At 62.6% G+C, this 25,160-nt stretch carries 21 protein-coding genes; 8 read left to right on the top strand and 13 right to left on the bottom strand.

The features are described 5' to 3' along the window. The first annotated feature begins 463 nt into the window (after positions 1-463). From DQ397_RS20115 to DQ397_RS20100, 4 genes are all read left to right on the top strand, one after another. A complete protein-coding gene (locus tag DQ397_RS20115) occupies positions 464-1,111 on the top strand; it encodes a FadR/GntR family transcriptional regulator (RefSeq protein ID WP_043210736.1) in 648 nt (215 codons plus the stop codon). Positions 1,112-1,124: 13 nt separating this feature from the next. Beyond that, entirely contained in the window at positions 1,125-2,405 is a 1,281-nt protein-coding gene (locus DQ397_RS20110) for an MFS transporter (protein WP_043210734.1), read from the top strand. A gap of 86 nt (positions 2,406-2,491) precedes the next feature. After that, on the top strand, positions 2,492-2,965 hold the full coding sequence (locus DQ397_RS20105; protein WP_043210733.1) for a nuclear transport factor 2 family protein: 474 nt from the start codon (positions 2,492-2,494) through the stop codon (positions 2,963-2,965). Between the two features lie 54 nt (positions 2,966-3,019). Further along, a complete protein-coding gene (locus DQ397_RS20100; protein ID WP_052352455.1) occupies positions 3,020-3,331 on the top strand; it encodes a GIY-YIG nuclease family protein in 312 nt (103 codons plus the stop codon). Positions 3,332-3,362: 31 nt separating this feature from the next. Here the strand turns inward: DQ397_RS20100 and yejK are convergent, their stop codons facing one another. Continuing rightward, positions 3,363-4,370, bottom strand: a complete 1,008-nt coding sequence (gene yejK, locus DQ397_RS20095; protein ID WP_043210730.1) for a nucleoid-associated protein YejK — start codon at positions 4,368-4,370, stop codon at positions 3,363-3,365. Between the two features lie 395 nt (positions 4,371-4,765). Between yejK and DQ397_RS20090 the strand changes: the two genes are divergently transcribed. Then, a complete protein-coding gene (locus DQ397_RS20090; protein WP_043210728.1) occupies positions 4,766-5,047 on the top strand; it encodes an HU family DNA-binding protein in 282 nt (93 codons plus the stop codon). A 70-nt stretch (positions 5,048-5,117) separates the two neighbouring features. Here DQ397_RS20090 and rlmF read toward each other — a convergent pair whose 3' ends face one another. From rlmF to DQ397_RS20065, 5 genes are all read right to left on the bottom strand, one after another. Next, complete coding sequence (gene rlmF, locus DQ397_RS20085) at positions 5,118-6,056, bottom strand: 23S rRNA (adenine(1618)-N(6))-methyltransferase RlmF (protein WP_043210726.1); 939 nt, start codon at positions 6,054-6,056, stop codon at positions 5,118-5,120. Positions 6,057-6,163: 107 nt separating this feature from the next. Then, positions 6,164-9,010, bottom strand: coding sequence for a valine--tRNA ligase (locus DQ397_RS20080; RefSeq protein WP_043210725.1), 2,847 nt, complete (start codon positions 9,008-9,010; stop codon positions 6,164-6,166). A gap of 200 nt (positions 9,011-9,210) precedes the next feature. Continuing rightward, a complete protein-coding gene (locus DQ397_RS20075; protein ID WP_043210722.1) occupies positions 9,211-9,579 on the bottom strand; it encodes a hypothetical protein in 369 nt (122 codons plus the stop codon). A 5-nt stretch (positions 9,580-9,584) separates the two neighbouring features. Beyond that, positions 9,585-10,013 (bottom strand): DNA polymerase III subunit chi, encoded by a 429-nt coding sequence (locus tag DQ397_RS20070; protein WP_043210720.1) that lies wholly within the window; start codon positions 10,011-10,013, stop codon positions 9,585-9,587. A gap of 48 nt (positions 10,014-10,061) precedes the next feature. After that, the gene (locus tag DQ397_RS20065) at positions 10,062-11,552 is read right to left on the bottom strand and encodes a leucyl aminopeptidase (RefSeq protein WP_043210717.1); all 1,491 of its coding nucleotides are present in this window, start codon (positions 11,550-11,552) and stop codon (positions 10,062-10,064) included. A 271-nt stretch (positions 11,553-11,823) separates the two neighbouring features. Between DQ397_RS20065 and lptF the strand changes: the two genes are divergently transcribed. Then, positions 11,824-12,939: an LPS export ABC transporter permease LptF gene (gene lptF / locus DQ397_RS20055; RefSeq protein WP_043210715.1), complete on the top strand. Its 1,116-nt coding sequence runs from the start codon at positions 11,824-11,826 to the stop codon at positions 12,937-12,939. Continuing rightward, complete coding sequence (lptG, locus tag DQ397_RS20050; protein WP_043210713.1) at positions 12,932-13,993, top strand: LPS export ABC transporter permease LptG; 1,062 nt, start codon at positions 12,932-12,934, stop codon at positions 13,991-13,993. The genes lptF and lptG overlap by 8 nt, the downstream gene beginning before the upstream one ends. Positions 13,994-14,155: 162 nt before the next feature. Here the strand turns inward: lptG and DQ397_RS20045 are convergent, their stop codons facing one another. From DQ397_RS20045 to gcvH, 6 genes are all read right to left on the bottom strand, one after another. Further along, complete coding sequence (locus tag DQ397_RS20045) at positions 14,156-14,644, bottom strand: RDD family protein (RefSeq protein ID WP_043210711.1); 489 nt, start codon at positions 14,642-14,644, stop codon at positions 14,156-14,158. A gap of 89 nt (positions 14,645-14,733) precedes the next feature. Then, positions 14,734-14,946 carry a cold-shock protein gene (locus DQ397_RS20040; protein WP_043210709.1) on the bottom strand — a complete coding sequence of 71 codons (213 nt, stop codon included), beginning with the start codon at positions 14,944-14,946 and terminating at the stop codon, positions 14,734-14,736. 344 nt (positions 14,947-15,290) lie between these two features. Beyond that, entirely contained in the window at positions 15,291-16,412 is a 1,122-nt protein-coding gene (gene gcvT / locus DQ397_RS20035) for a glycine cleavage system aminomethyltransferase GcvT (RefSeq protein ID WP_043210708.1), read from the bottom strand. 26 nt (positions 16,413-16,438) lie between these two features. Continuing rightward, positions 16,439-17,815, bottom strand: a complete 1,377-nt coding sequence (locus DQ397_RS20030; RefSeq protein WP_043210706.1) for an L-serine ammonia-lyase — start codon at positions 17,813-17,815, stop codon at positions 16,439-16,441. A 147-nt stretch (positions 17,816-17,962) separates the two neighbouring features. Further along, positions 17,963-20,818: an aminomethyl-transferring glycine dehydrogenase gene (gene gcvP, locus DQ397_RS20025; protein WP_043210703.1), complete on the bottom strand. Its 2,856-nt coding sequence runs from the start codon at positions 20,816-20,818 to the stop codon at positions 17,963-17,965. A gap of 9 nt (positions 20,819-20,827) precedes the next feature. Next, positions 20,828-21,211, bottom strand: coding sequence for a glycine cleavage system protein GcvH (gene gcvH / locus DQ397_RS20020; protein WP_043210701.1), 384 nt, complete (start codon positions 21,209-21,211; stop codon positions 20,828-20,830). Between the two features lie 434 nt (positions 21,212-21,645). Between gcvH and chrA the strand changes: the two genes are divergently transcribed. Then, positions 21,646-23,016, top strand: coding sequence for a chromate efflux transporter (gene chrA, locus DQ397_RS20015; RefSeq protein ID WP_043210698.1), 1,371 nt, complete (start codon positions 21,646-21,648; stop codon positions 23,014-23,016). Positions 23,017-23,072: 56 nt separating this feature from the next. On the opposite strand, the gene DQ397_RS20010 is transcribed toward chrA, so the two are convergent. After that, positions 23,073-24,974, bottom strand: coding sequence for a potassium transporter Kup (locus DQ397_RS20010; RefSeq protein WP_043210696.1), 1,902 nt, complete (start codon positions 24,972-24,974; stop codon positions 23,073-23,075). Positions 24,975-25,160 lie beyond the last annotated feature (186 nt).

Raw genomic sequence — 25,160 nt, 5'->3', positions numbered from 1 at the left:
AACACCCAAACAATTAACTTGTTTGCCGTTGCCGTTGCCGTTGCTTTTGATGCGCGATAGTCCAGACACCACCCATCGCGACCTCAGGAGGCCGAGTGGAGGTGTCTGTAGGGGCAGGCGCGCAGCGCCCTTCGGCTTGAGCCGAAGTCGCGAGATGGAGGTTTGCGCAGCAAACCGGAGGCCGCGAAGCCCCGAAAGGCACCGGAGCGGAGGGAACCCCGGAGCGCAGCGCAGGGGCCGCATGTGGGAGCCAGCGGTTTTTGCCTACTTTTGCCCAAGAGCAAAAGTAGGTCGCCGTAAAGGCGAAAAGCGCCGGTGGCGCCCCCACCAACACCGGATATTCACACAGCCTGAAAGCCCAAGCCCAAGCCCAAGCCCAAGCCCAAGCCCAAGCCCGAAACCTTGCCCCACTCCCACCACCCAGCTATCTTACCCAAAATTCATCCGATGACCGGATCTACCCATGACCCTACTCATCAAACGCTCCCTAGTTGAACAAGCCGTCGACCAACTCCGCACCCGCATCACCAGCGGTATCTGGTCCATCGGCCAACGCCTGCCCACTGAACCCGAACTCGCCCACGAACTAGGCATCAGCCGCAACACCGTTCGTGAAGCCATGCGCGTGCTCGCCTTCAGCGGCCTGGTCGAGATCCGCCAAGGCGATGGTAGTTACCTGCGCACCGCCCAAGACCCGCTCCAGGCGGTCCAGGCCATGGCCCGCTGCACGTCGGAACAGGCCCGGGAAACTCGCCGTATTCTGGAAACCGAAGCGATCGGCCTGGCCGCCCAGCGCCGCACCGAAGCGGATATACACCGCCTGCGCCAGGCTTTGCAGAACACTGCTGCGCATTTTCATGGCGATATAAAGACTTACGTTGAGTGCGACTTGGTCTTTCACCAGCAGTTAGTGGACGCCGCCCACAACCCTGCGTTGAGCGAGCTCTACCGTTACTTTTCCGGCGTTGTGGCAGCGGCGTTGGAGCACAACATGGCGACCACCCCCCGGTGCCAGACGGTATTCGACCTGCACGGTCAGATCGTCGATGCCATCGAACAATGTGATCCGGAACGTGCCAAGCACTTGAGCCGTACCCTAATTGAATCCTGACAATGAGACGCCCATGGCCGAACCCACCATTCACGAAACTGCTCATCGCCAGCAGGAATTCGAAGAACTGCTGATCGACGCCGAAGCCGACGACGAGCAGGTCCAGCAGCAGCCTGTAGTGCTGCAGCGGCCATGGTTGCTGTTGCTTGGCTTGGTACTGGTGGCACTGAACCTGCGTCCTGCGCTGTCGAGCATGGCGCCGGTACTGGGCCAAGTATCGGAGGGACTAGGGCTGAACGCGTCCCAGGCGGGCCTGCTGACGACTTTGCCGGTGCTGTGTCTTGGCCTGTTCGCTCCATTGGCACCGGTCCTGGCTCGACGCTTTGGCAGTGAGCGGGTGGTGCTGGGCATTCTGCTGACCTTGGCGCTGGGTATTTTGGTACGCAGTGTCCTGGGGGTGACCGGCGTGTTTCTGGGCAGTGTCATGGCCGGCGCGAGCATCGGCATCATCGGCGTGTTGCTTCCGGGCATCGTCAAACGGGACTTCCCACAGCATGCCGGTACCCTGACCGGTGTCTATACCATGGCCTTGTGCCTGGGGGCGGCTCTGGCCGCCGGTGCCACGGTGCCATTGGCGCGCCACTTCGATGACAGTTGGGCCTTGGGCTTGGGCTTCTGGCTGGTGCCTGCGTTGATCGCGATGGTGGTATGGCTGCCCCAGGCGCGCCAGGGGCACGGCCTGCACAAGGTGGCCTATCGGGTGCGCGGTCTATGGCGCGATCCGCTGGCCTGGCAGGTCACGCTGTACATGGGCTTGCAGTCTTCGCTGGCCTACATCGTGTTTGGCTGGCTCCCCTCGATGCTCATCGGCCGAGGCCTGAGCCCTACGGAGGCTGGCTTGGTGTTGTCCGGGTCGGTGATCGTGCAACTGGTGAGCTCGCTCAGCGCGCCTTGGCTGGCCACCCGAGGCAAGGACCAGCGCCTGGCTATCGTCATCGTCATGCTGGTCACCCTGGCAGGGTTGTTCGGTTGCTTGTATGCACCGGTTTCAGGGCTGTGGGGCTGGGCCGTCGTGCTCGGACTGGGGCAGGGTGGTACGTTCGCCCTGGCGTTGACGTTGATCGTGCTGCGCTCGAAGGATTCCCACGTAGCTGCGAATCTTTCGAGCATGGCGCAAGGGGTCGGCTATACGTTGGCGTCCGCAGGGCCGTTTGCCGTAGGCCTGGTGCATGACCTGACGGGGGGCTGGACGGCTGTGGGCTGGATATTCGCGGCGCTGGGCATTGGGGCGATTCTGTTCGGCCTTGGGGCTGGGCGGGCATTGCATGTGCAGGTGGTCAGCGAGAAGGTGTGACAAAGCCTATTCATGGCGCGAATGAGCATGGCGCTCCCATGCGGGGCACATTATCGTTGAGGTTTGCCCCCGGAGGGATCCGCCCCATGAGCGACGCCAATCGTGAGCTGATCACACGTTTCTACCAAGCCTTCCAGCGCCTGGACGCCGAGGCGATGGTGGCTTGCTACAGCGATGACATCACCTTCAGTGACCCTGTCTTCGGTACCTTGCGACGCCGTGAGGTGGGTGACATGTGGCGGATGCTGACCAGCCGTGCCAAAAATTTCTCCCTGACCTTCGACAGCGTCAGCGCCAATCAGGACGGGGGGAATGCGCACTGGGTGGCGCGCTATCTGTTCACCCAGACCGGGCGCACCGTGGTCAACGACATACAGGCCCGCTTCGTGATCCGCGATGGGCTGATTTGCCAGCATGACGACAGTTTCGACCTGTGGCGCTGGTCGCGTCAGGCCTTGGGCCTGCCGGGTTTGCTGCTGGGCTGGTCGCCGTTGCTGCAGAACAAAGTTCGCCAGCAAGCGTTCAAGGGGTTGCGGACATACCAGCAAAGCGCGGTATAGCCACGGCCTGTTCATTTTCGTGTTAGGTGTAGTGGGGCTTTGGGTTTCAAATTAATGACGCAAAGAGTGGATGCTCCGAGTGAAAAACCTCCGGGCGGGGATGTGAAACCCTGGTATGTCTATCTGGTGCGGGCTGCCAACGGTTCGCTGTATTGCGGTATCAGTGATGACCCACAGCGGCGGTTCCTGAAGCATCAGAGGGGGCAGGGGGCGCGTTACTTCAAGACCAGCCCGGCCCAGGCGCTGGTATATATGGAGCAGTGGCCGGACAAAGGCGAGGCACTGCGTCAGGAGCGGTTGGTGAAAAAGCTGCGCAAATCGGCCAAGGAAGCGCTGGTGGCAGCCTATGCAGGTACCGAAGGCTAGATGAGGGGCTGCGCTGCAGCCCCGGCTATGCTCAATCCTTGCGCCGCTTGAGCTGATCGACCAGTTGGGTCGGCAGGCCCTTGATGATCAAGGTGCCGGCTTCTTCGTCATATTCCACCTTCGATCCCAGCAAGTGGGCCTCGAAGCTGATCGACAGGCCTTCGGCGCGGCCGGTGAAACGGCGGAACTGGTTGAGGGTGCGTTTATCCGCAGGAATCTCCGGCGACAGGCCGTAATCCTTGTTGCGAATGTGGTCATAGAAGGCCTTGGGTCGATCTTCATCGATCAGGCTGGACAGTTCTTCCAGTGTCACCGGCTCACCGAGTTTGGTCTGAGTGGTGGCGTAGTCGACCAAGGTCTGGGTCTTTTCGCGGGCGGCCTCCTCGGGCAGGTCCTCGCTTTCGACGAAGTCGCTGAAGGCCTTGAGCAGGGTACGGGTCTCACCTGGGCCGTCGACACCTTCCTGGCAACCGATGAAGTCGCGGAAGTAGTCCGACACCTTCTTGCCATTCTTGCCCTTGATGAACGAGATGTACTGCTTGGAGTTCTGGTTGTTCTTCCACTCCGACAAGTTGACCCGCGCCGCCAGGTGCAACTGGCCGAGGTCGAGGTGACGCGACGGGGTGACATCGAGCTCGGCGTTCACAGCCACGCCTTCGCTGTGGTGCAGCAGGGCGATGGCCAGGTACTCGGTCATGCCTTGCTGGTAATGGGCGAACAGGATATGGCCGCCGGTGGACAGGTTGGATTCTTCCATCAGCTTTTGCAGGTGCTCTACAGCGATGCGGCTGAAGGCGGTGAAGTCTTTTTCTTCATCCAGGTACTGCTTGAGCCAGCCGCTGAAGGGGTAGGCCCCCGATTCGCTGTGGAAGAACCCCCAGGCCTTGCCTTGCTTGGCGTTGTAGCTGTCGTTGAGGTCGGCCAGCAGGTTTTCGATGGCGTCGGAAGCGCCGAGTTCGGAGTCTCGGGCATGCAGGACTGCCGGGCTGCCATCGGGTTTCTTGTCGATCAGGTGAACGATGCAATGACGGATTGGCATGGAAATCTCGAGCGGGGTTGGGCGGTGCTAGGCCGCGCTGCAAAGTCGTGCAGTTTAACCCAGGCAGAGGGCGATGCAGTGGTCAGATAGTGGCGTAAATGTCTGTTGTTCGTTTTTTGTTCAATTTTTTGCGTTTTACGATAAAAGCCCCGAAAAACCTGCATAAAATCGAAGTCGGCAGCGGATATTTATCTATTCCTGTGGTAGCTTTGCGCGGTCTTGCGCCCCTTGGGTGGCGCATTGCTGGCAGATCGCTGGGCTCGTGTCGAACCAAACGCCGATTTTCGTATCTACATACGCGATTGGCGCGGCCCGCCGGATTTTTCAGGGGCTGGCCCGATTACCGACCTGGCACGCTGCATAACCACTGAATTTGATAGGGAAGGAACACCACCATGGCATTGACCAAAGACCAACTGATTGCCGATATCGCCGAAGCCATCGACGCGCCGAAAACCACCGCGCGTAACGCCCTGGAGCAACTGGGCCAGATCGTCGCCGACCAACTGGAAAACGGCGCTGAAATCACCCTGCCAGGCATCGGCAAGCTGAAAGTCTCCGAGCGTCCTGCCCGTACCGGCCGCAACCCTTCGACTGGCGCTGCCATCGAAATCGCTGCCAAGAAAGTCGTCAAGTTCGTACCAGCCAAGGTCCTGAACGACGCCGTCAACAAGTAATTGTTGAAGCTTTGAAAAAACCGCGCCCGGCTTGTCCGGGCGCGGTTTTTTCATGCCCGCGAAAGGGGTATCAGCGTGAGCGATGCCAGGCTTGGCGCGCGGCGGCGTCTTGGAAGCTCCAGGCTACCATGCGGCTCTGTTTCTGGCCTTGCCCCATGGCCACTACCTGTTGTGCCTTCACGCCTGCCTTCCTTAGCGCCGCCTCGATACCGGGCAAGTTGCTGGCCTTGGATACCAGGCTGGTGAACCACAGCACCTGGCCGGCGTACTGCACGCTCTCTTCCACCAACTGGGTGACGAAGCGGATCTCTCCGCCCTCGCACCACAGCTCGTTGTTCTGCCCGCCGAAATTGAGCACTGGCAGCTTGCGCTTGGGATCCTGTTTGCCAAGGTTCTTCCATTTGCGCTGGCTACCGCGGGTGGCTTCGTCGCGGGAGGCATGGAACGGCGGGTTGCACAGGGTGACGTCGAAACGCTCGTCATCCTGCAGCAGGCCGGTGAGGATGTGCTTGCGGTTGGCTTGCTGGCGCAAGGAGATGACCTTGCCCAGGCCGTTGGCCTGGACGATGGTCCGGGCCGATGCCAGGGCCACCGCGTCGATGTCCGAACCCACGAAACGCCAGCGGTAGTCGCTGTGGCCAAGCAGCGGGTAGATGCAGTTGGCACCGACGCCGATGTCCAGCGCGCGCACCTGTACGCCTCGGGGGATCTCGCCGCCGCAATCCTCGGCCAGCAAGTCGGCCAGCACATGGATGTAGTCGGCCCGTCCAGGGATGGGCGGGCACAGGTAGTCGGCCGGGATGTCCCAGTGTTGGATGCCGTATTGGGCCTTGAGCAAGGCGCGGTTGAAGACCCGTACCGCTTCGGGATTGGCGAAGTCGATGCTCGGCTTGCCATAGGGGTTGGTAATGGTGAATTTGCCCAGCTCAGGATGGGCTTTGATCAGGCTGGGGAAATCGTAGCGGCCCTGATGGCGATTGCGCGGGTGCAGGGTGGGTTTTTGATTCATGGGGTGAAATCTCAAAAGCATCGCGGGACAAGCCCACTCCCACATGATCGTCGTTGATCTGTGGGAGCGGGCTTGTCCCGCGAGGGCATCACTGAGGTCTGCGGCTGTTACAGTGCCGCGATCCGCGCATGTTGCTCTGTCAAGTTGGCCAGGGCCTGTTCGGACTCGGCCAGCTTGGCGCGTTCTTTTTCGATCACGGCAGGCGGGGCCTTGTCGACGAACGCTGCATTGGACAGCTTGCCGCCTACGCGCTGGACTTCGCCTTGCAGACGCTGGATTTCCTTGCTCAGGCGTGCCAGTTCCGCGTCCTTGTCGATCAGGCCGGCCATCGGCACCAGTACCTGCAAGTCACCCACCAGTGCGGTGGCCGACAGCGGTGCTTCGTCCTGCTCGCCGAGCACGGTGAACGACTCGACCTTGGCCAGCTTCTTGAGCAGCGCCTCGTTCTCCTGCAGGCGACGCTGGTCGTGCGCATTGGCGTTCTTGAGGAACAGCGGCAGCGGCTTGCCAGGGCCGATGTTCATCTCGGCGCGAATGTTGCGCAGACCTACCATCAGTTGCTGCAGCCACTCGATATCGCCTTCGGCGGCGGTGTCGATGCGGCTTTCATTGGCCACAGGCCAAGGTTGCAGCATGATGGTCTTGCCTTCGATACCGGCCAGCGGCGCGATGCGCTGCCAGATTTCTTCGGTGATGAACGGCATGAACGGGTGTGCCAGGCGCAAGGCGACTTCCAGCACGCGAACCAAGGTCCGGCGAGTGCCGCGGGCGCGCTCGACCGGGGCATTCTCGTCCCACAGTACCGGCTTGGACAGCTCCAGATACCAGTCGCAGTACTGGTTCCATATGAACTCGTACAAGGCCTGGCTGGCCAGGTCGAAGCGGAACTGCTCGAGCTGGCGGGTCACCTCGGCTTCGGTGCGCTGCAGCTGCGAGATGATCCAGCGATCGGCCAGCGACAGTTCGTAGGCCTCGCCGTTCTGGCCGCAATCCTCGCCTTTGTCCAGCACGTAGCGGGCGGCGTTCCAGATCTTGTTGCAGAAGTTGCGATAACCCTCGACGCGGCCCATGTCGAACTTGATGTCGCGGCCGGTGGAAGCCAGCGAGCAGAAGGTGAAGCGCAGGGCGTCGGTGCCGTAGCTGGCGATGCCTTCGGGGAACTCGGCCTTGGTCTGCTTGGCGATCTTTTCGGCGAGCTTGGGCTGCATCATGCCGCTGGTGCGTTTTTCCAGCAGGGCTTCAAGGGTGATGCCGTCGACGATGTCCAGTGGATCGAGGACGTTGCCCTTGGACTTGGACATCTTCTGGCCCTGGCCGTCACGTACAAGGCCGTGGACGTACACGGTCTTGAACGGTACCTGCGGGGTGCCATCTTCGTTCTTGATCAGGTGCATGGTCAGCATGATCATGCGCGCAACCCAGAAGAAGATGATGTCGAAGCCGGTGACCAGCACATCGGTGGAGTGGAACTTCTTGAGGAACTCGGTCTGCTCCGGCCAGCCCAAGGTGGAGAAGGTCCACAGGCCCGAACTGAACCAGGTGTCGAGGACGTCCTCGTCCTGGCGCAGCGCCACGTCGGCGCCCAGGTTGTGCTTGGCACGGACTTCTTCTTCGCTGCGACCGACATAGACCTGGCCGGCTTCGTCGTACCAGGCCGGGATGCGGTGCCCCCACCACAGCTGGCGGCTGATACACCAGTCCTGGATATCACGCATCCAGGAGAAGTACATGTTTTCGTACTGCTTGGGCACGAACTGAATGCGGCCGTCTTCCACGGCGGCGATGGCAGGTTCTGCCAGCGGCTTGGTAGAGACGTACCACTGGTCGGTCAGCCAGGGCTCGATGACCGTGCCGGAACGGTCGCCCTTGGGTACCTTCAGGGCGTGGTCGTCGATGCTGACCAGCAGGCCCTGGGCGTCCAGGTCGGCGACGATCTGCTTGCGCGCGACGAAGCGGTCCAGGCCTGCGTACTGGGCCGGCAGGCTGGTGTCGATCTGCTCGTTGACGCTGCCGTCGAGGTTGAAGGCCTGGGCGCTTGCCAGCACCAGGGCGTTCTTGTCGAAGATGTTCAGCAGTGGCAGGTTGTGGCGCTTGCCGACTTCATAGTCGTTGAAGTCGTGGGCCGGGGTGATTTTCACGCAGCCGGTGCCGAACTCCGGATCGCAGTAATCGTCGGCGATGATCGGGATGCGGCGGCCGACCAGCGGCAGCTCGACGAACTTGCCGATCAGGGCCTGGTAGCGCTCGTCGTTCGGGTTCACGGCAACGGCCGCGTCACCCAGTAAGGTTTCCGGACGGGTGGTGGCAACGACCAAGTGGTCCTTGCCTTCGGCGGTCTTGGCGCCATCGGCCAGTGGGTAGCGCAGGTTCCACAGGTGGCCTTTCTCGTCGTGGTTTTCCACTTCGAGGTCGGAAATGGCGGTATGCAGCTTGGTGTCCCAGTTGACCAGGCGCTTGCCACGGTAGATCAGGCCGTCTTCATGCAGGCGCACGAAGGCTTCCTTGACCGCTTCGGACAGACCGTCGTCCATGGTGAACCGTTCGCGGGTCCAGTCGACGGACGAGCCCAGGCGGCGAATCTGGCGGCTGATGTTGCCGCCGGACTGATCCTTCCACTCCCAGACCTTCTCCAGGAACTTCTCGCGGCCCAGGTCATGACGGTTCTGGCCCTTGGCCTCGAGCTGGCGCTCCACCAGCATCTGGGTGGCGATACCGGCGTGGTCGGTGCCTGGCTGCCACAGGGTGTTGCGGCCCTGCATGCGGCGGAAGCGGATCAGGGCGTCCATGATCGCGTTGTTGAAGCCGTGGCCCATGTGCAGGCTGCCGGTCACGTTCGGCGGCGGGATCATGATGGTGTAGGACTCGCCTGCACCTTGCGGGGCGAAATAGTTCTCGGACTCCCAAGTGTTGTACCAGGAAGTTTCGATGGCGTGCGGCTGGTAGGTCTTATCCATGCGCGGCGGGACCCTATGGCATTAATTCGGGAAAGCCGGGAAGTATAACCAAGCCAGGGGCCGCAGGCGACAAGCTGCTGATATCTGTAGGCGCAACGGTGTCTTCTTTGTGGACAAACCTGCCCCCACGGACCTCGTGCGCGCCTTGAGCGCGGCGGTGTACCGGTAGTGACGGGTTTGCCCGCAAAGAAAAGCGGCGTTTATTCGGAGCGCTTGAGCAGACGTTCCATGCGTGCATCGAGGCGTCGTTTGATCTCGTTCTCGATGTGCGGGGTGAAGTCGTTGATCACGTCTTGCATGATCTGTTGGGCAGCGGCGCGAAGGTCGGCTTCAAGGTGCAGGAGGGTGTCCTGGCGGCGGGTCTGCGGATCGTCTTCGGTGGTTGCGACCGAGAGAGGCTCGGCCACTGACGAGGTGTTGCCTGCTGGCTCGTCGAGTAGCAGGGGAATCTGCTCGACCGTTTCGGTCAGCAGGGGCGGTTGCAGATCGGCATCGCCCAGCAACTGGCGGATCGACTCTAGGTCGTCGAGCAGATGAGCGGAATCGGGCAGGGGAGAGTGCTTGTCCATCGTCGTCAAAGTCGCTGTAAGCGGTGGTCTTGCAGAGCATAGCCCTGTTCGCGGTAGAAACGGAATCGTTCTCGCGCAGCCTGGCGAATGCCCGGCTCCTCGACGACGATCTCGGCTACCCGTTCGAACTGGCCGACGAACCCCGGTACCTCGGCGCCGAGGTTGATCAACAGGTCGCGGTGGGTGCCGGCGTCATCACCCAGCCCCAGGGCTACTGCCGCCTCGGCGTTGGCCTCGGCAGGGTCGTGCGGGACGAAGGCCTCGCCCTTGAAGTGCCACAGGCGCTCGTCCAGCGCGTTGCGCTGCTCGGCGTCCTGACAGTGCAGATAGACCCGATGGCCCAGGCGCCAGGCCTTTTCGCACAGCTTGCAGGCGAAATCCAGGCGCGCCGACAACGCATCGGTGGGCAGGATATAGAAATCGACTTTGCTCATGTTCGGTCAACCGGCCGGCAGCGCGCGGGCGCCACCGGCCTTGTGGCATCAGGCGTTGGCGCGATCGAGCAGGTATTGGGTCAGCAGCGGGACCGGGCGGCCCGAGGCGCCTTTGTCCTTGCCGCCGCTGATCCAGGCGGTGCCGGCAACGTCCAGATGCGCCCAGTTATAAGCTTTGGCGAAGCGCGACAGGAAGCAGCCTGCGGTGATGGTGCCAGCCTTGGGGCCACCGATGTTGGCGATGTCGGCGAACGGGCTGTCCAACTGCTCTTGGTACTCATCGAACAGCGGCAGTTGCCAGGCACGGTCGTCGGCGCGCTTGCCGGCGTCGAGCAGTTGGCCGACCAGTTCGTCGTTGTTGCCCATCAGCCCCGAGGTATGGCTGCCCAGGGCGACGATGCAGGCGCCGGTCAGGGTAGCGATGTCGATCACTGCCTGAGGTTTGAAGCGTTCGGCGTAGGTCAGGGTGTCGCACAGCACCAGACGGCCTTCGGCGTCGGTGTTGAGGATCTCGACGGTCTGGCCGCTCATGGTGGTGACGATGTCGCCTGGGCGCGTGGCGCCGCCGCTGGGCATGTTCTCGGCGCAAGCCAGCAGGCACACCAGGTTGATCGGCAGCTGCAGCTGCAGCACGGCGCGCAGGGTGCCGAAGACACTGGCCGCACCACACATGTCGTACTTCATTTCATCCATGCCGGCGCCAGGCTTGAGGCTGATGCCGCCGGTGTCGAAGGTGATGCCCTTGCCGACCAGCACGAACGGTTTTTCGCTCTTCTTGCCGCCCTGGTAGTTGAGCACGATCAGCCGTGGCGGCTGGTCGCTGCCCTGGCCAACGGCGTAGAACGCGCCCATGCCCAGGTCCTTGATCTTTTTCTCGTCCAGCACCTCGACCTTGAGGTTCTTGTGCGCCTTGCCCAGCTCCTTGGCCTGTTCGGCGAGGAACGTCGGGTGGCACAGGTTCGGCGGCAGGTTGCCCAGGTCGCGGGTGAAGGACATGCCCGAGGCGATGGCGCTGGCGTGCTTCACGGCGCGCTCGACTTCAGCCTGGCCGGGCTTGTCGGTCAGCAGGGTGACTTTCTTGAGGGCGCGGGGCTCGGCCTTCTGGCTCTTGAAACGGTCGAACACGTACTCGCCATCGAGCAGGGTCTCGGCCAGCAGGCGGTATTTGGCGTAATGGGCGTCGCGGGCGGTGACGCTGACGTCATCCAGAGCCAGCACCGCGTCGCTGCCGTTCAGGCCCTTGAGCACACCGGCGACACTGGCGACCAGCTTGCGCCAGCTGCGATCCCCCAGCGCTTCCTTGCCGCTGCCGACCAGCAGCACGCGCTCGGCCTTCAGGCCCGGCAGGCTGTGCAGCAGCAGGGTCTGGCCCGGCTTGCCTGCCAGGTCGCCGCGCTTGAGCACCGCGCTGATTGCGCCATTGCTGGCCTGGTCGACGGCTTTGGCGATGTCGCCGAGCTTGCGCCCTTCACCGACGGCCAGCACCAAGGTGGCGGTTTTCAAGGAGGCGGCGGCTACACTTTTTACAACCAGTTCCATGTCAGGGTCCCCGAATGATCTGTCAGTTGGCGCAGTCTCGTGCAAGCGCCCGAAACAGGTGTGGCCGCAAGGTCGCGTGCCACTTGAAAAGCTGCCAGTTTGAGCCTGGGGGAACCTGGATGACAACCCCGACATGCGCCGTCATGCGCGGCCAAGTGACAGGCGCGGTCAATCACAGGATAATGCGCGCACTTTATATGGAGGTTCGCCGTCGGCGAACCGGCAAGTCATTGTTTGGCTCTGCGCCCCTGACAACCCAGGAGTGTCTGGTTTGATCGTCTTTCGTTATCTGTCCCGCGAGGTCCTGGTGACCTTGAGCGCCGTCAGCGCCGTGCTGCTGGTGATCATCATGAGCGGGCGCTTCATCAAGTACCTGGCTCAGGCCGCCCAGGGCGTGCTCGATCCGAGCGTGCTGTTCCTGATCATGGGCTTCCGTTTGCCGGGCTTCCTGCAACTGATCCTGCCCTTGGGCCTGTTCCTCGGCATCCTGCTGGCTTATGGCCGGCTCTATCTCGAAAGCGAGATGACCGTGCTTTCTGCCACTGGCATGAGCCAGCAGCGCCTGCTGGCGCTGACCATGGCGCCGGCCGCGCTGGTCGCCCTGCTGGTGGCCTGGCTGAGCCTGAGCCTGGCGCCCCAGGGCGTTGCCCAGGTGCAGCAGATCATCAACCAGCAGGACGCCCTCACCGAGTTCGATACCCTGGTGCCCGGGCGCTTCCAGACCCTGCGCGATGGCTCGCGGGTGACCTACACCGAGCAGCTGTCGGACGATCGCGTCAATCTGAGTGGTGTGTTCATTTCCGAGAAGCGCTTCAACCAGGACAAGACCAAGGACCGTGCGCCTTCGGTGCTGGTCGCCGAGAAGGGGCACCAGGAAGTGCAGGCCGACGGCAATCGCTACCTGATCCTCGAAAACGGCTATCGCTACGACGGTAACCCCGGCCAGGCCGATTACCGCGCGATCAAGTACGACACCTATGGCGTGTTGCTGCCCAAGCCCGAAGTCAGCGAAGAAGTGACCGAGCGTGAAGCCATCCCGACGTCCGAGCTGTTCGGCAAGGACGGTCTGCGTGAACAGGCCGAGCTGCAATGGCGCCTTTCCCTGCCGCTGCTGGTGTTCATCGTGACGCTGCTGGCGGTGCCGCTGTCCCGGGTCAATCCACGCCAAGGCCGCTTCCTCAAGTTGCTGCCGGCCATTCTTCTGTACATGGCTTATCTGACGATGCTCATTTCCGTACGCGGCGCCTTGGAGAAGGGCAAGATCCCGATCGCCCTGGGCATGTGGTGGGTCCACGGGCTGTTCCTGCTGATCGGCCTGGGCCTGATGTACTGGGAGCCGCTGCAGCTCAAGCGTGCCGCCCGTCGTACGGAGGTGGCCCATGGCTAAACTGGATCGCTATATCGGCCAGAGCGTGCTCCTGGCCATCCTGGCGGTGCTGGGCATCATCCTTGGCCTGGCTTCGCTGTTCGCCTTCATCGACGAGATGAGCGACCTGAGCGATACCTACACCGTGATGGATGCCGGCAGTTTCGTCCTGCTCACCGCGCCGCGCCGGTTGTACGAGATGTTGCCGATGGCTGCGCTGATTGGGTGCCTGATCGGCCTGGGCAGCCTGGCCAGCAGCAGTGAGTTGACCATCATGCGCGCCGCTGGCGTGTCCATCGGCCGTATCGTCTGGGCGGTGATGAAGCCCATGCTGGTGCTGATGTTGGTCGGCCTGCTGATCGGCGAGTACGTGGCGCCAGTCACCGAGAACAAGGCCCAGGCCGAGCGCTCCCTGGCCCAGGGTGGCGGTGATGCGCAGAGCTCCAAGCGCGGCATGTGGCACCGCCAGGGCGAAGAGTTCGTGCATATCAACTCGGTGCAGCCCAACGGCTTGCTGCTGGGGGTGACCCGCTACCGCTTCGACGCCGAGCGACACATCGTGACGTCCAGCTTTGCGCGCCGTGCGCAGTACAACGAGGACCACTGGGTGCTGAGCGACGTGGCCACCACCTACTTCCGTGGCGACCACACCGAAGTGGTTAAGGCGCCGCAGGAGCGCTGGGACGTGTCGGTAACGCCGCAACTGCTCAACACAGTGATCCTGGCGCCGGAATCCCTGTCGATCACCGGTTTGTGGGACTACATTCACTACCTGTCCGACCAGGGCCTGAACAACGCCCGTTACTGGTTGGCCTTCTGGACCAAAGTGCTGCAACCGATGGTGACCGCGGCCCTGGTGCTGATGGCGATCTCCTTCATCTTCGGCCCGCTGCGTTCCGTGACCCTGGGCCAGCGTGTGTTCACCGGTGTACTGGTGGGCTTCGTGTTCCGCATTGGCCAGGACCTGCTCGGCCCTTCCAGTCAGGTATTCGGCTTCCCGCCGCTGCTGGCGGTAGTGATCCCGGCCGGTATCTGTGCGCTGGCGGGTGTGTGGTTGTTGCGTCGGGCAGGGTAATGGCCCGAGCGACATGAAAAAGCCGACCCTAGGGTCGGCTTTTTTGTGGGTGGCGTTCTGCTTTGGCGGGTAAATCCGCTCCCACAGCTTTTGCAGTCTGCCGGCCGGAGGTGATCCTGCGGGAGCTGGCGAAGCCTGCGAGGGGGCGTAGTAGCTACGACATTACGGCTTGCGCTTGGGCACACGCACCAGCTGTGTGTCCGAATAGATGTCGTGCCAGCCACGCTTGCGCTTGTCGATCAACGCCCAGAAGAACCCGAGCCCCAGGCATAGCCAGGAAGCGATGGAAACGACAAAGCGCAGCAGCGCCTGCCATAGGCTGATCGCGCTTCCATCGGCGTTCTGCACGCGCACGCCCCACACCTGCATGCCCAGGGTCTGACCGCCGTGGGTCCAGAACTTGGCGAAGAAACCGAAGAGGGCGAACAGCAGCAAGGTCGACAACAGGGGGTCGCCGTCCAAGGCGCCGGCCTCGGTCAGCTCGCGCATGCGGGCTTCGCCGATGATCGACATCTGCACCATCTTGTAGACGCCTGCTGTCACGATCAGCAGGGCGGTACACAGCAGGAAGTCATAGAACATGGCGGCCAGTCGACGGCCCAGGCCAGCCGGGGGGAAGTCACCCTGAGGGGTGAGCAGGGGCTTTGACATGCATGACGCTCCGTATGACGAAGCCGCTATTCTACGGGCAAAAAAAAGCCCCTGCACTTGGCAGGGGCTTTTGGGAGTCTGGATCTCGCTTAGGCGATGACCTGAACCTTGTCAGCTTGCATGCCTTTTTGGCCTTGCACGGCTTCGAAGGAGACTTTCTGGCCTTCTTTCAGGCTCTTGAAGCCGTTGCCTTCGATGGCACGGAAGTGCACGAACAGATCCGGACCGCTTTCTGGGGTGATGAAGCCGTAACCTTTCTCGTCATTGAACCACTTGACGGTACCGTTCTGACGCTCAGCCATTGTCTTGTTTCCTATGAAGCTTAATTTTTGATGACAGTTACTTTCATATCTATCCGATATAAAAGATTACCGGGCTGGGTTGCAGGAAAGTAAGAGACGTCGAACGGGTTGTAGCAGATTCAGCTACTGGCCCAGGTCACGAACTGTTGCGACCCATGCAAACACAGTGCAGTGACTCTACGCTAACTCCGCCGACAAAAACAAGCCCTCCAGACCGCCGGAATTCAGGGTTTTTCCGATAACCGACAAAATTGTCGGAAACGGCATGGCGCCTGGGCTGGCGCTATGTTCAAAAGTTATTGGGCAGGTTCGAAAACGAATATGACGAACCTGCCCACAGTCAATCAACCGCGATAGTAACGTTGCGCAACGAAAGGCATTTTGCTGACCTTCAAGGCAACCTGCTTGCCGCGCACTACAGCAAACAATGCGGTATCGAGCGCGGCATGTTCGCTCTCGACATATCCCATGGCGACCGGTGCACCGAGGGTCGGGCCGAAACCACCACTGCACACTTCACCGACGGTGCGTCCGTCTGCGTCGACGATCTGTGCGCCTTCGCGAACCGGGGTGCGCTCCTGCGGCAGCAGGCCAACACGCTTGCGAGCAACACTTTGCCGTTGCTGCTCGAAGATGGCGTGGGCGCCAGGGAAACCACCGGCACGTTCGCCATCGGCGCGGCGTACTTTGGAGATGGCCCACAGCAAGCTGGCCTCCACCGGCGTGGTGCTGGTGTTCATGTCGTGGCCATACAGGCACAGACCTGCTTCCAGGCGCAGCGAGTCACGGGCGCCCAAGCCGATCGGCTGTACCTCGGGCTCGGCCAGCAGTCGGCGGGCCAAGGCTTCGGCATTGGCTGCCGGGACCGAGATCTCGTAACCGTCTTCACCGGTGTAGCCCGAGCGGCTGACATAGCAGTCGGCGCCGAGCAAGGTGACAGGGCGGAACTGCATGAACGTCATGCTGGCGACTTCCGGCGCCAGGCGCTCGAGCACCTTGACCGCCGCCGGGCCTTGCAGGGCGAGCAGGGCGCGCTCCTCGAACAGCGGCTCGATCTCGCAGCGGGAGCCGATGTGCTTTTGCAGGTGGGCCAGGTCCTGGTCCTTGCAGGCAGCGTTGACCACCAGGAACAGCTCGTCGTCACCCAGGTTGGCGACCATCAGGTCGTCGAGGATGCCACCTTGCTCGTTGGTGAACATCGCGTAGCGCTGCATGCCTACCGGCAGGTCGATGATGTCCACTGGCACCAGCGATTCCAAGGCCTTGGCCGCATCGCTGCCGCGCAGACGGATCTGCCCCATGTGCGAGACGTCGAACAGACCTGCCTGCTCGCGGGTGTGCAAGTGTTCCTTGAGCACGCCCAGCGGGTACTGCACCGGCATGTCGTAGCCGGCGAACGGCACCATGCGTGCGCCCAGTTCCAGGTGCAGGGCGTGCAAGGGGGTCTTTTGCAGTGTTTCGGACATCGGTGACTCCTCGTTTTTTGTTCGGGTCAACATTCGATGATGTTGACGGCCAGACCACCGCGGGCGGTCTCCTTGTATTTGCTTTTCATGTCTGCGCCGGTCTGGCGCATGGTGCGGATGACCTTGTCGAGCGACACGTAATGTTGCCCATCGCCACGCAAGGCCATGCGTACCGCATTGATCGCCTTGACCGAGCCCATGGCGTTGCGCTCGATGCAGGGCACCTGGACCAGTCCGCCGATCGGATCGCAGGTCAGGCCCAGGTTGTGTTCCATGCCGATTTCGGCAGCGTTCTCGACTTGCTGCGGGGTGCCCCCCATGACCTCGCACAGTGCACCGGCGGCCATGGAGCAAGCCACGCCGACTTCCCCTTGGCAGCCGACTTCGGCGCCGGAGATCGAGGCGTTTTCCTTGTAAAGGATGCCGATGGCGGCGGCGGTGAGCAGAAACCGCACCACCCCGTCCTCGCTGGCGCCGGGCACGAAGCGCATGTAGTAGTGAAGGACCGCCGGGACGATGCCCGCCGCACCGTTGGTGGGCGCCGTGACCACCCGTCCGCCGTAGGCGTTTTCTTCATTGACCGCCAGCGCATAGAGGTTGACCCAGTCGAGCACCGACAAGGCGTCGCGCAGGTTCGCCTCGGGATGCCGGCTGAGCTGGCGGTACAACGCCGGAGCCCGTCGCTTGACCTTCAGCCCACCGGGTAGGATGCCCTCATGACGGCAACCCGCCTCGACGCAGTCCTGCATGACCTGCCAGATATGCAACAGGCGTGCGCGCGTCTGGCCCTCCGGGCGCCAGGCCGCTTCGTTGGCCAGCATCACCTGGCTGATCGACAGGTGCTGCTCGCTGCAGTGGGCGAGCAGTTCCTTGGCCGTGCGGAACGGGTAGGGCAGCACGGTGCTGTCCTCGACGATCCGGTCGTGACCGGCAGCGTCCTCGTCGACCACGAAACCACCACCCACCGAGTAGTACTCCCGGCTACGGATTTGCAATCCGGCTTCATCGAAGGCGCGGAAGATCATGCCGTTGGGGTGGTAGGGCAGGGGTTTGCGGATCATCGCCAGGTGCTGTTTTTCGACGAAGCCGATCTCGTGCTCACCCAGCAGGCGCAGCCGGCCGCTGTCGCGGATCGCCTGCAGTCGCGCGGGAATCGATTCGGTGTCGATGGTGTCTGGATGCTCGCCTTCAAGGCCCAACAGGACAGCCTTGTCGCTGCCATGGCCCTTGCCGGTAGCTCCCAGCGAGCCATACAGCTCGGCCTTGATGCTGTCGGTCTGTGCCAACAGGCCATCACGGCGTAGCCCTTCGGCAAAGCGTGCGGCCGCCCGCATGGGGCCGACCGTGTGGGAGCTGGAGGGGCCGATGCCGATCTTGAACAGGTCGAAAACGCTCAAAGACATGGTGACCTCCTGCCAGATTGATTGGGCGGACGGTGAGCTCTGTGGGAGCAGGTTTACCCGCGAACGCGGCGGTTAAGCCACCCTCGCATGTGCGGGTAACCCCGCGCCCACAGGTCGCCACCCAAGTCAGGTGGCGGGCAAGGGCTATCAGGCGTCCTGGTAGCTCTCGATCGACGGGCACGCGCAGACCAGATTACGGTCGCCGAACACGTTGTCGACCCGACCCACCGGCGGCCAGTACTTGGCCTCCACCAGGCTCGGCAGCGGGTACACCGCCTGCTCACGGCTGTAACCGTGGGCCCACTCGCCGACCAGCTCCGCCGCGGTGTGCGGGGCGTTCTTCAGCGGGTTGTCGTCCTTGTCCAGAGTGCCGTTCTCGACCGCGCGGATTTCCTCACGGATCTGGATCATTGCGTCACAGAAACGGTCCAGTTCTTCCTTGGACTCACTTTCGGTCGGTTCGATCATCAGGGTGCCGGCCACCGGGAAGGACATGGTCGGGGCGTGGAAGCCGAAGTCGATCAGGCGCTTGGCCACGTCGTCGACACTGATGCCGCTGGTGTCCTTGAGCGGGCGAAGGTCCAGGATGCATTCATGGGCGACCAGGCCATTGCCGCCGGTATAGAGGACAGGATAGTGCTCTTCCAGGCGGCGGGCGATGTAGTTGGCATTGAGGATCGCCATCTGCGAGGCGCGTTTGAGGCCCGCGCCGCCCATCATGCGGATATACATCCAGGTGATCGGCAGGATGCTGGCGCTGCCGAACGGTGCGGCGCAGACCGCGCCTTCGGTGTTCTCCAGCGTCGCATGGCCCGGCAGGAACGGCGCCAGGTGCGACTTGACACCGATCGGGCCGACGCCCGGGCCGCCACCACCGTGAGGGATGCAGAAGGTCTTGTGCAGGTTCAGGTGCGAGACGTCGCCGCCGAACTTGCCGGGGGCGCACAGGCCGACCATGGCGTTCATGTTGGCGCCGTCGATGTACACCTGGCCGCCGTTGTCGTGGATGATCGCGCAGATCTCGCCGATCGCTTCCTCGAACACGCCGTGGGTCGACGGGTAGGTGATCATGATCGCGGCGAGGCGGTCACGGTGTTCGATGGCCTTGGCGCGCAGGTCCTCGACATCGACGTTGCCGCGGGCGTCACAGGCGGTGACCACCACGCGCATGCCAGCCATGTGGGCGGTGGCAGGGTTGGTGCCGTGGGCCGAGGAGGGGATCAGGCAGATGTCGCGATGGCCTTCGCCGCGGCTGCGGTGATAGGCGCGGATCGCCAGCAGGCCTGCGTACTCGCCTTGGGAACCGGCGTTCGGCTGCAGCGACACGGCGTCATAGCCGGTGGCGGCGCATAGCATGGCTTCCAGCTCGGTGGTCATCTGCAGGTAGCCCTGGCTCTGCTCGGCAGGCGCGAACGGGTGCAGGTTGCCGAATTCGGCCCAGGTCACCGGGATCATTTCGCTGGCGGCGTTGAGCTTCATGGTGCACGAGCCCAGCGGGATCATGCTGCGGTCCAGCGCCAGGTCCTTGTCGGCCAGGCGGCGCAGGTAGCGCATCAGTTCGGTTTCGCTGTGGTAGCGGTTGAACACCGGATGCTCGAGGATCGCCGACTGGCGCAGCAGTGCGGCCGGCAGGCGCGAGGCAGTGGTGGCGGCCAAGCTGTCGAACGCCGGTACTGCCTTGCCTTCGGCGAACAGGCGCCACAGGGTCTCGACGTCGGCCTGGGTGCTGGTTTCGTCCAGAGACAAGCCCAGATGGGCGGCATCGATCTGGCGCAGGTTGATGCGCTGGGCGCGGGCCAGTTCATGCAGGCGGGCGGTGGCATCACCGGTGGCCAGGGTCAGGGTGTCGAAGTAGGCGCGGGTGACGACCTTGACGCCCAACTGCTCGAACCCGGCGGCCAGGATCGCGGTCAGGGCGTGGGTGCGTTCGGCAATGCGCTTGAGGCCAGCCGGGCCGTGGTACACAGCGAACATGCTGGCGATGTTGGCCAGCAGCACCTGGGCGGTGCAGATGTTGCTGGTGGCCTTTTCGCGGCGGATGTGCTGTTCGCGGGTCTGCATGGCCAGACGCAGGGCTGTCTTGCCGAAACGGTCGATCGATACGCCCACCAGACGGCCTGGCATGTCGCGCTTGAAGGCGTCGCGGGTAGCGAAGTACGCCGCGTGCGGGCCACCGAAGCCCAGCGGCACACCGAAGCGCTGGGCGCTGCCGATGGCGACGTCGGCGTCGAATTCACCGGGCGGCGTGAGCAGGGTCAGGGCCAGCAGGTCGGCGGCCACGGCCACCAGGGCGTTGGCGCCATGGAAGCGCTGTACCAGCTCGCGGTAGTCGAATACGTCGCCATTGCTGGCCGGGTATTGCAGCAGAGCGCCGAAGAAGCTGCTGACATCGGTCAGTTCACGCTCGTCGCCAACCACCACTTCGATACCCAGCGGTTCAGCACGGGTGCGCAGCACGTCAAGGGTCTGCGGATGGCAATGGCTGGAAGCGAAGAAGGCATGGCCGGCCTTGTTCTTCGACAGGCGCTTGCAGAAGGTCATGGCTTCGGCGGCGGCGGTGGCTTCATCGAGCAGCGAGGCGTTGGCGATCGGCAGACCGGTCAGGTCACTGATCAAGGTCTGGAAATTGAGCAGCGCTTCCAGGCGGCCTTGGGAGATCTCTGGCTGGTAGGGGGTGTAGGCGGTGTACCAGGCCGGGTTTTCCAGCAGGTTGCGCAGGATCGGTGCGGGGGTATGGGTGTTGTAGTAGCCCTGACCGATGTAGTTCTTGAACAGTTGGTTCTTGCCGGCGATGGCTTTGAGGTCGGCGAGGGCATCGGCCTCGCTCTGGCCGTCGTGGCCGCCGAGCACGCTGGTGCCTTTGATGCTGTCAGGGATGACCGCAGCGGTCATGGCTTGCAGCGACTCGAAGCCCAGGGCGGCGAGCATGGCCTGCTCATCGGCGCTGCGTGGGCCGATGTGGCGAGCGATGAATTCATTGGCGGTGCCGAGGTTGATGGTCATGGCAGGTCCTCAGGCGTCGTCGTTGGCGTTGAGCAGGCGATCATAGGCGCCTTGGTCGAGCAGGCCACTGATGGCGCTGGCATCGGCGGGGATGAAACGGAAGAACCAGCCTTCGCCCATCGGGTCTTCGTTGACCAGTTCAGGGCTTGCGTCGAGCTGGTCGTTGACTGCGACCACTTCGCCGGCCAATGGCATGTAGACGCCGCTGGCGGCTTTCACCGATTCCACGGTGGAGGCTTCTGCGCCTTTGTCGTAGTGCTGCAGTTCCGGCAGTTGCACGAAAACCACATCGCCGAGGGCATTCTGGGCGTAGGCGGTGATGCCCACGGTGACGCTGCCGTCAGCTTCGACGCGCAGCCATTCGTGATCTTCGGTGAAACGCAACTCGCTCATGGGGGATCCTCGCGAAGCAGGGAAGTGGGCACGGTGGTTCCGCGCTCTTGGTTGTAATTCCCGTAGCAATAATGCGGCCAAGTCACTCCAGGCCTTGTAAATCAGGGGGTGAGTCCGAATGTGCGTGCGCTTAGGTCATCTGCCTGTAATGAAATCGCTACGCAGCAGCGACGATTGAAAAGCCTTGTCGGATCAAACCGTTGCGTAGACGGTGTCAACGCGCCGTGTATCGATTTCAATACGTTGTATCGAAATCGATACGGTTGCGGCGGTGTCCTGTTTCCGATCGCGGCTATCCTGTTGATTTTTGTCCGGTCCGGATTAATGTAACGCGACAATTCAGAAGCCTCGATGATCGCCTCGAGCGCGGCTGCGCGCGGATCCCGCCGCACGTCGCCGGAGGGTCTGACGGCGCTCTCATACGAGGAAACCCTATGGTCAAGAGACCCAGCGCGGTAAGCGAACAGTCGGCGTCGCATGCTGCCCGGCAGCCGGTCGGTTGGTTCGAAGCCTTCCTGTTCTGGCTCAAGCTAGGGTTCATCAGCTTTGGCGGGCCGGCTGGACAGATCTCGATCATGCATCAGGAGCTGGTGGAGCGGCGGCGCTGGATCAGCGAAAAGCGCTTTTTGCATGCGTTGAACTACTGCATGTTGTTGCCAGGCCCCGAGGCGCAGCAACTGGCCACTTACATCGGTTGGCTGATGCATCGCTCTTGGGGTGGGTTGATCGCTGGCGCCCTGTTCGTGCTGCCTTCGTTGTTCATCCTGATCGGCTTGTCTTGGGTCTACATTGCTTTCGGTGAAGTGCCTGTGGTGGCGGGGATTTTCTACGGCATCAAGCCCGCGGTGACGGCGATCGTCGTGCACGCGGCTCACCGGATCGGCTCGCGTGCGCTCAAGAACGGCTGGCTATGGGCCATGGCTGCGGCGTCATTCGTGGCCATCTTCGCGCTCAACGTGCCGTTCCCGCTGATCGTGCTGGTGGCGGGGATCATCGGCTACCTGGGCGGGCGATTCGCGCCGAGCACGTTCGTGATCGGTGGTGGACATGGCGCGGCCAAGAGCAACCATGGGCCGGCGGTGATCGATGACGATACCCCCACGCCCGCACATGCACGTTTTCAGTGGAAGCATCTGTTGCGCCTGGTTGTGATCGGAGCGGTGCTCTGGACTCTGCCCATGGCGCTTCTGACGCTCTCGTTTGGCTGGAGTGGAACCCTCACGCAGATGGGCTGGTTCTTCACCAAGGCCGCGCTGATGACGTTTGGCGGCGCCTACGCGGTGCTGCCGTACGTCTACCAGGGCGCTGTCGGGCATTACGGTTGGCTCACGCCCACCCAGATGATCGATGGGCTTGCCCTGGGGGAAACCACGCCAGGCCCACTGATCATGGTGGTTGCTTTCGTTGGCTTCATCGGCGGGTATGTGTATCCGATGTTTGGCGCTGAGCACCCGTTTCTCGCCGGAGCAGTGGCGGCGAGCCTGGTCACCTGGTTCACCTTTTTGCCGTCATTTTTGTTCATTCTCGCCGGCGGCCCGGTGGTGGAATCGACGCACAACGAGATCAAGTTCACAGCGCCGCTGACCGGCATCACGGCTGCTGTGGTGGGCGTCATTCTCAACCTGGCGCTGTTCTTCGGTTACCACGTGCTTTGGCCGCAGGGCTTCAGTGGTGCATTCGATTGGCCGTCTGCGCTGATCGCCATCGCTGCGGCCATCGCGCTGTTTCGCTTCAAGCGTGGTGTCATTCAAGTGCTGCTGGCGTGCGCATTGGTAGGGTTAGCGGTGCACTTGCTGCGCACGTGATAGCGGTTGCCGGCCGATGTGTCGTCGGCCGGCTTGGCAGGCTTTGGCCCCTTGCCTCACATCTCGACCTGCGTACCGAGTTCGATCACCCGGTTCAACGGCAACTTGAAGTACCTCAGGTTGCTGTTGGCATTCTTGAGCAAGAAGGCGAACAGGTACTCACGCCACCGGGCCATGCCGATTCGCTTGGTCGCGATGACGGTTTCGCGGCTGAGGAAGTAGGTGGTACGCATGGGGCCGAAATCGAGGCCGTCGCGTTGGCATCCGCCTAGCGCCTTCGGTACGTCCGGCTCCTCCATGAAGCCAAAGTGCAGGGTCACGCGGAAGAAGCCTTCGCCGAAAGCCTCGACCTCGAAGCGTTTGTTGGCGCTGACACGCGGCTCGTCTTCGGACATGACGGTCAACAGGACAACCTGTTCATGCAGCACCTGGTTGTGCAGCAGGTTGTGCAGCAGCGCATGGGGCACCGCCTCGGCCCTGGCAGTGAGGAACACCGCCGTACCTTGTACCCGATGCGGAGGCTGGAACTGCAGGCTGGCGATGAACAGGTCGAGCGGCAGTGCGCTTTCGTCGAGTCGCTCGACGATGATCCGGCGGCCGCGCTTCCAGGTGGTCATCAGCACGAACAGGGCAACCCCGGCGATGACCGGGAAGGCTCCGCCTTGCAGGATTTTCGGCGCGTTGGCGGAAAAGTACAGGCTGTCGACCAGCAAGAAGCCCAGCAACAAGGGAACGGCCAACCAACGCGGCGCCTTCCACAGCAACAGCACCACCGCCGATGACAGCAGCGTGGTGATCAGCATGGTGCCGGTGACGGCCACGCCATAGGCGGCAGCCAGGGCGCTGGAGGATTCGAAGCCGATCACCAGTAGTACGACGCCGACCATCAGTGCCCAGTTCACCATACCAATGTAGATCTGGCCCTGTTCCTCGCTGGACGTGTGTTGGATGAACATGCGCGGTACATAGCCCAACTGAATCGCCTGGCGGGTGAGGGAAAAGGCGCCGGAAATCACCGCTTGTGAGGCAATGATGGTGGCAAGGGTGGCCAGCCCGACCATCGGCAACAAGGCCCAGCCGGGCGCCAGCAGATAGAACGGGTTGCGCACGGCGTCTGGGTTGCCCAGGATCAACGCGCCCTGCCCGAAGTAGTTCAGCACCAACCCGGGCAACACCAACACAAACCAGGCCCGCGCGATGGGCTTGCGGCCAAAATGCCCCATGTCGGCATAGAGCGCCTCCGCGCCGGTCAATGCCAGTACCACCGCCCCCAGAATGGCGACACCCATGCCCGGGTGGACAACGAAGAACTGCACCGCCCAAGTGGGATTGAGCGCTTGCAATACCTCTGGGCGCTGCGCGATGCCATGAACGCCAAGCGCCCCGAGCACCACGAACCACAGCACCATGATCGGCCCGAAGAGGATGCCGATGCGCGCTGTGCCGTGTCGCTGAATCATGAACAGCGCGACCAGTACCACCACCGAGACGGGCACGACCCAATGCTCGATGCCATCGAAGGCCAGTTGCAGCCCTTCGACCGCCGACAGCACGGAAATCGCTGGAGTGATCATGCTGTCGCCATAGAACAAGGCAGCGCCGAACAGGCCGAGCAACACCAGCACTCGGCTCAGTCGCGCATAAGGCGCCGCGGCCCGGTGCGCCAGCGCCGTCAGGGCCATGATGCCGCCTTCGCCCTGGTTGTCGGCCCGCAGGATGAACAACACGTATTTGATCGAGACGACCCAGATCAACGACCAGAACACTAACGACAGCACGCCCAATACGCCGGCTGCGTTGACCTGGACGCCGTAGTGGCCTGAGAAGACTTCTTTGAGGGTGTACAACGGGCTGGTACCGATGTCGCCATACACCACGCCGACTGCGGCAACGAGCATGCCGACGCCTGAGGTTTTGCTGGGAAGGGTTTGATGTGCAGTGGTCGCAGTCTGGCTCACGGATGACTTCTCTGGACGGGCGGGTCGAGAGCGCGTGCCTTCCCTGTGCTGCGCGCTTCCCTGGCGCCTGAACGGTCCATGCTGGCGCTACGCAGAGGCGCAACGCCGGCATGGACCGTTCAAGCAGCAAGCGCAGCCAGTATCGTTTCAACTGCTTTTGGTGAGTGTAAAAAGAGCGTAAAAATT

Source organism: Pseudomonas sp. CK-NBRI-02, assembly GCF_008124495.1.
GTDB classification, from domain to species: Bacteria; Pseudomonadota; Gammaproteobacteria; order Pseudomonadales; family Pseudomonadaceae; genus Aquipseudomonas; species Aquipseudomonas guariconensis.
This window is presented reverse-complemented; position numbering and strand designations above follow the sequence as displayed.

Excerpts from the sequence above, each read along its gene's own strand:
- DQ397_RS20115 (WP_043210736.1), top strand. The coding sequence starts at position 464 with ATGACCCTACTCATCAAACGCTCCCTAGTTGAACAAGCCGTCGACCAA.
- DQ397_RS20110 (WP_043210734.1), top strand. The coding sequence starts at position 1,125 with ATGGCCGAACCCACCATTCACGAAACTGCTCATCGCCAGCAGGAATTC.
- DQ397_RS20105 (WP_043210733.1), top strand. The coding sequence starts at position 2,492 with ATGAGCGACGCCAATCGTGAGCTGATCACACGTTTCTACCAAGCCTTC.
- DQ397_RS20100 (WP_052352455.1), top strand. The coding sequence starts at position 3,020 with ATGACGCAAAGAGTGGATGCTCCGAGTGAAAAACCTCCGGGCGGGGAT.
- yejK (WP_043210730.1), bottom strand. The coding sequence starts at position 4,370 with ATGCCAATCCGTCATTGCATCGTTCACCTGATCGACAAGAAACCCGAT.
- DQ397_RS20090 (WP_043210728.1), top strand. The coding sequence starts at position 4,766 with ATGGCATTGACCAAAGACCAACTGATTGCCGATATCGCCGAAGCCATC.
- rlmF (WP_043210726.1), bottom strand. The coding sequence starts at position 6,056 with ATGAATCAAAAACCCACCCTGCACCCGCGCAATCGCCATCAGGGCCGC.
- DQ397_RS20080 (WP_043210725.1), bottom strand. The coding sequence starts at position 9,010 with ATGGATAAGACCTACCAGCCGCACGCCATCGAAACTTCCTGGTACAAC.
- DQ397_RS20075 (WP_043210722.1), bottom strand. The coding sequence starts at position 9,579 with ATGGACAAGCACTCTCCCCTGCCCGATTCCGCTCATCTGCTCGACGAC.
- DQ397_RS20070 (WP_043210720.1), bottom strand. The coding sequence starts at position 10,013 with ATGAGCAAAGTCGATTTCTATATCCTGCCCACCGATGCGTTGTCGGCG.
- DQ397_RS20065 (WP_043210717.1), bottom strand. The coding sequence starts at position 11,552 with ATGGAACTGGTTGTAAAAAGTGTAGCCGCCGCCTCCTTGAAAACCGCC.
- lptG (WP_043210713.1), top strand. The coding sequence starts at position 12,932 with ATGGCTAAACTGGATCGCTATATCGGCCAGAGCGTGCTCCTGGCCATC.
- DQ397_RS20045 (WP_043210711.1), bottom strand. The coding sequence starts at position 14,644 with ATGTCAAAGCCCCTGCTCACCCCTCAGGGTGACTTCCCCCCGGCTGGC.
- DQ397_RS20040 (WP_043210709.1), bottom strand. The coding sequence starts at position 14,946 with ATGGCTGAGCGTCAGAACGGTACCGTCAAGTGGTTCAATGACGAGAAA.
- gcvT (WP_043210708.1), bottom strand. The coding sequence starts at position 16,412 with ATGTCCGAAACACTGCAAAAGACCCCCTTGCACGCCCTGCACCTGGAA.
- DQ397_RS20030 (WP_043210706.1), bottom strand. The coding sequence starts at position 17,815 with ATGTCTTTGAGCGTTTTCGACCTGTTCAAGATCGGCATCGGCCCCTCC.
- gcvP (WP_043210703.1), bottom strand. The coding sequence starts at position 20,818 with ATGACCATCAACCTCGGCACCGCCAATGAATTCATCGCTCGCCACATC.
- gcvH (WP_043210701.1), bottom strand. The coding sequence starts at position 21,211 with ATGAGCGAGTTGCGTTTCACCGAAGATCACGAATGGCTGCGCGTCGAA.
- chrA (WP_043210698.1), top strand. The coding sequence starts at position 21,646 with ATGGTCAAGAGACCCAGCGCGGTAAGCGAACAGTCGGCGTCGCATGCT.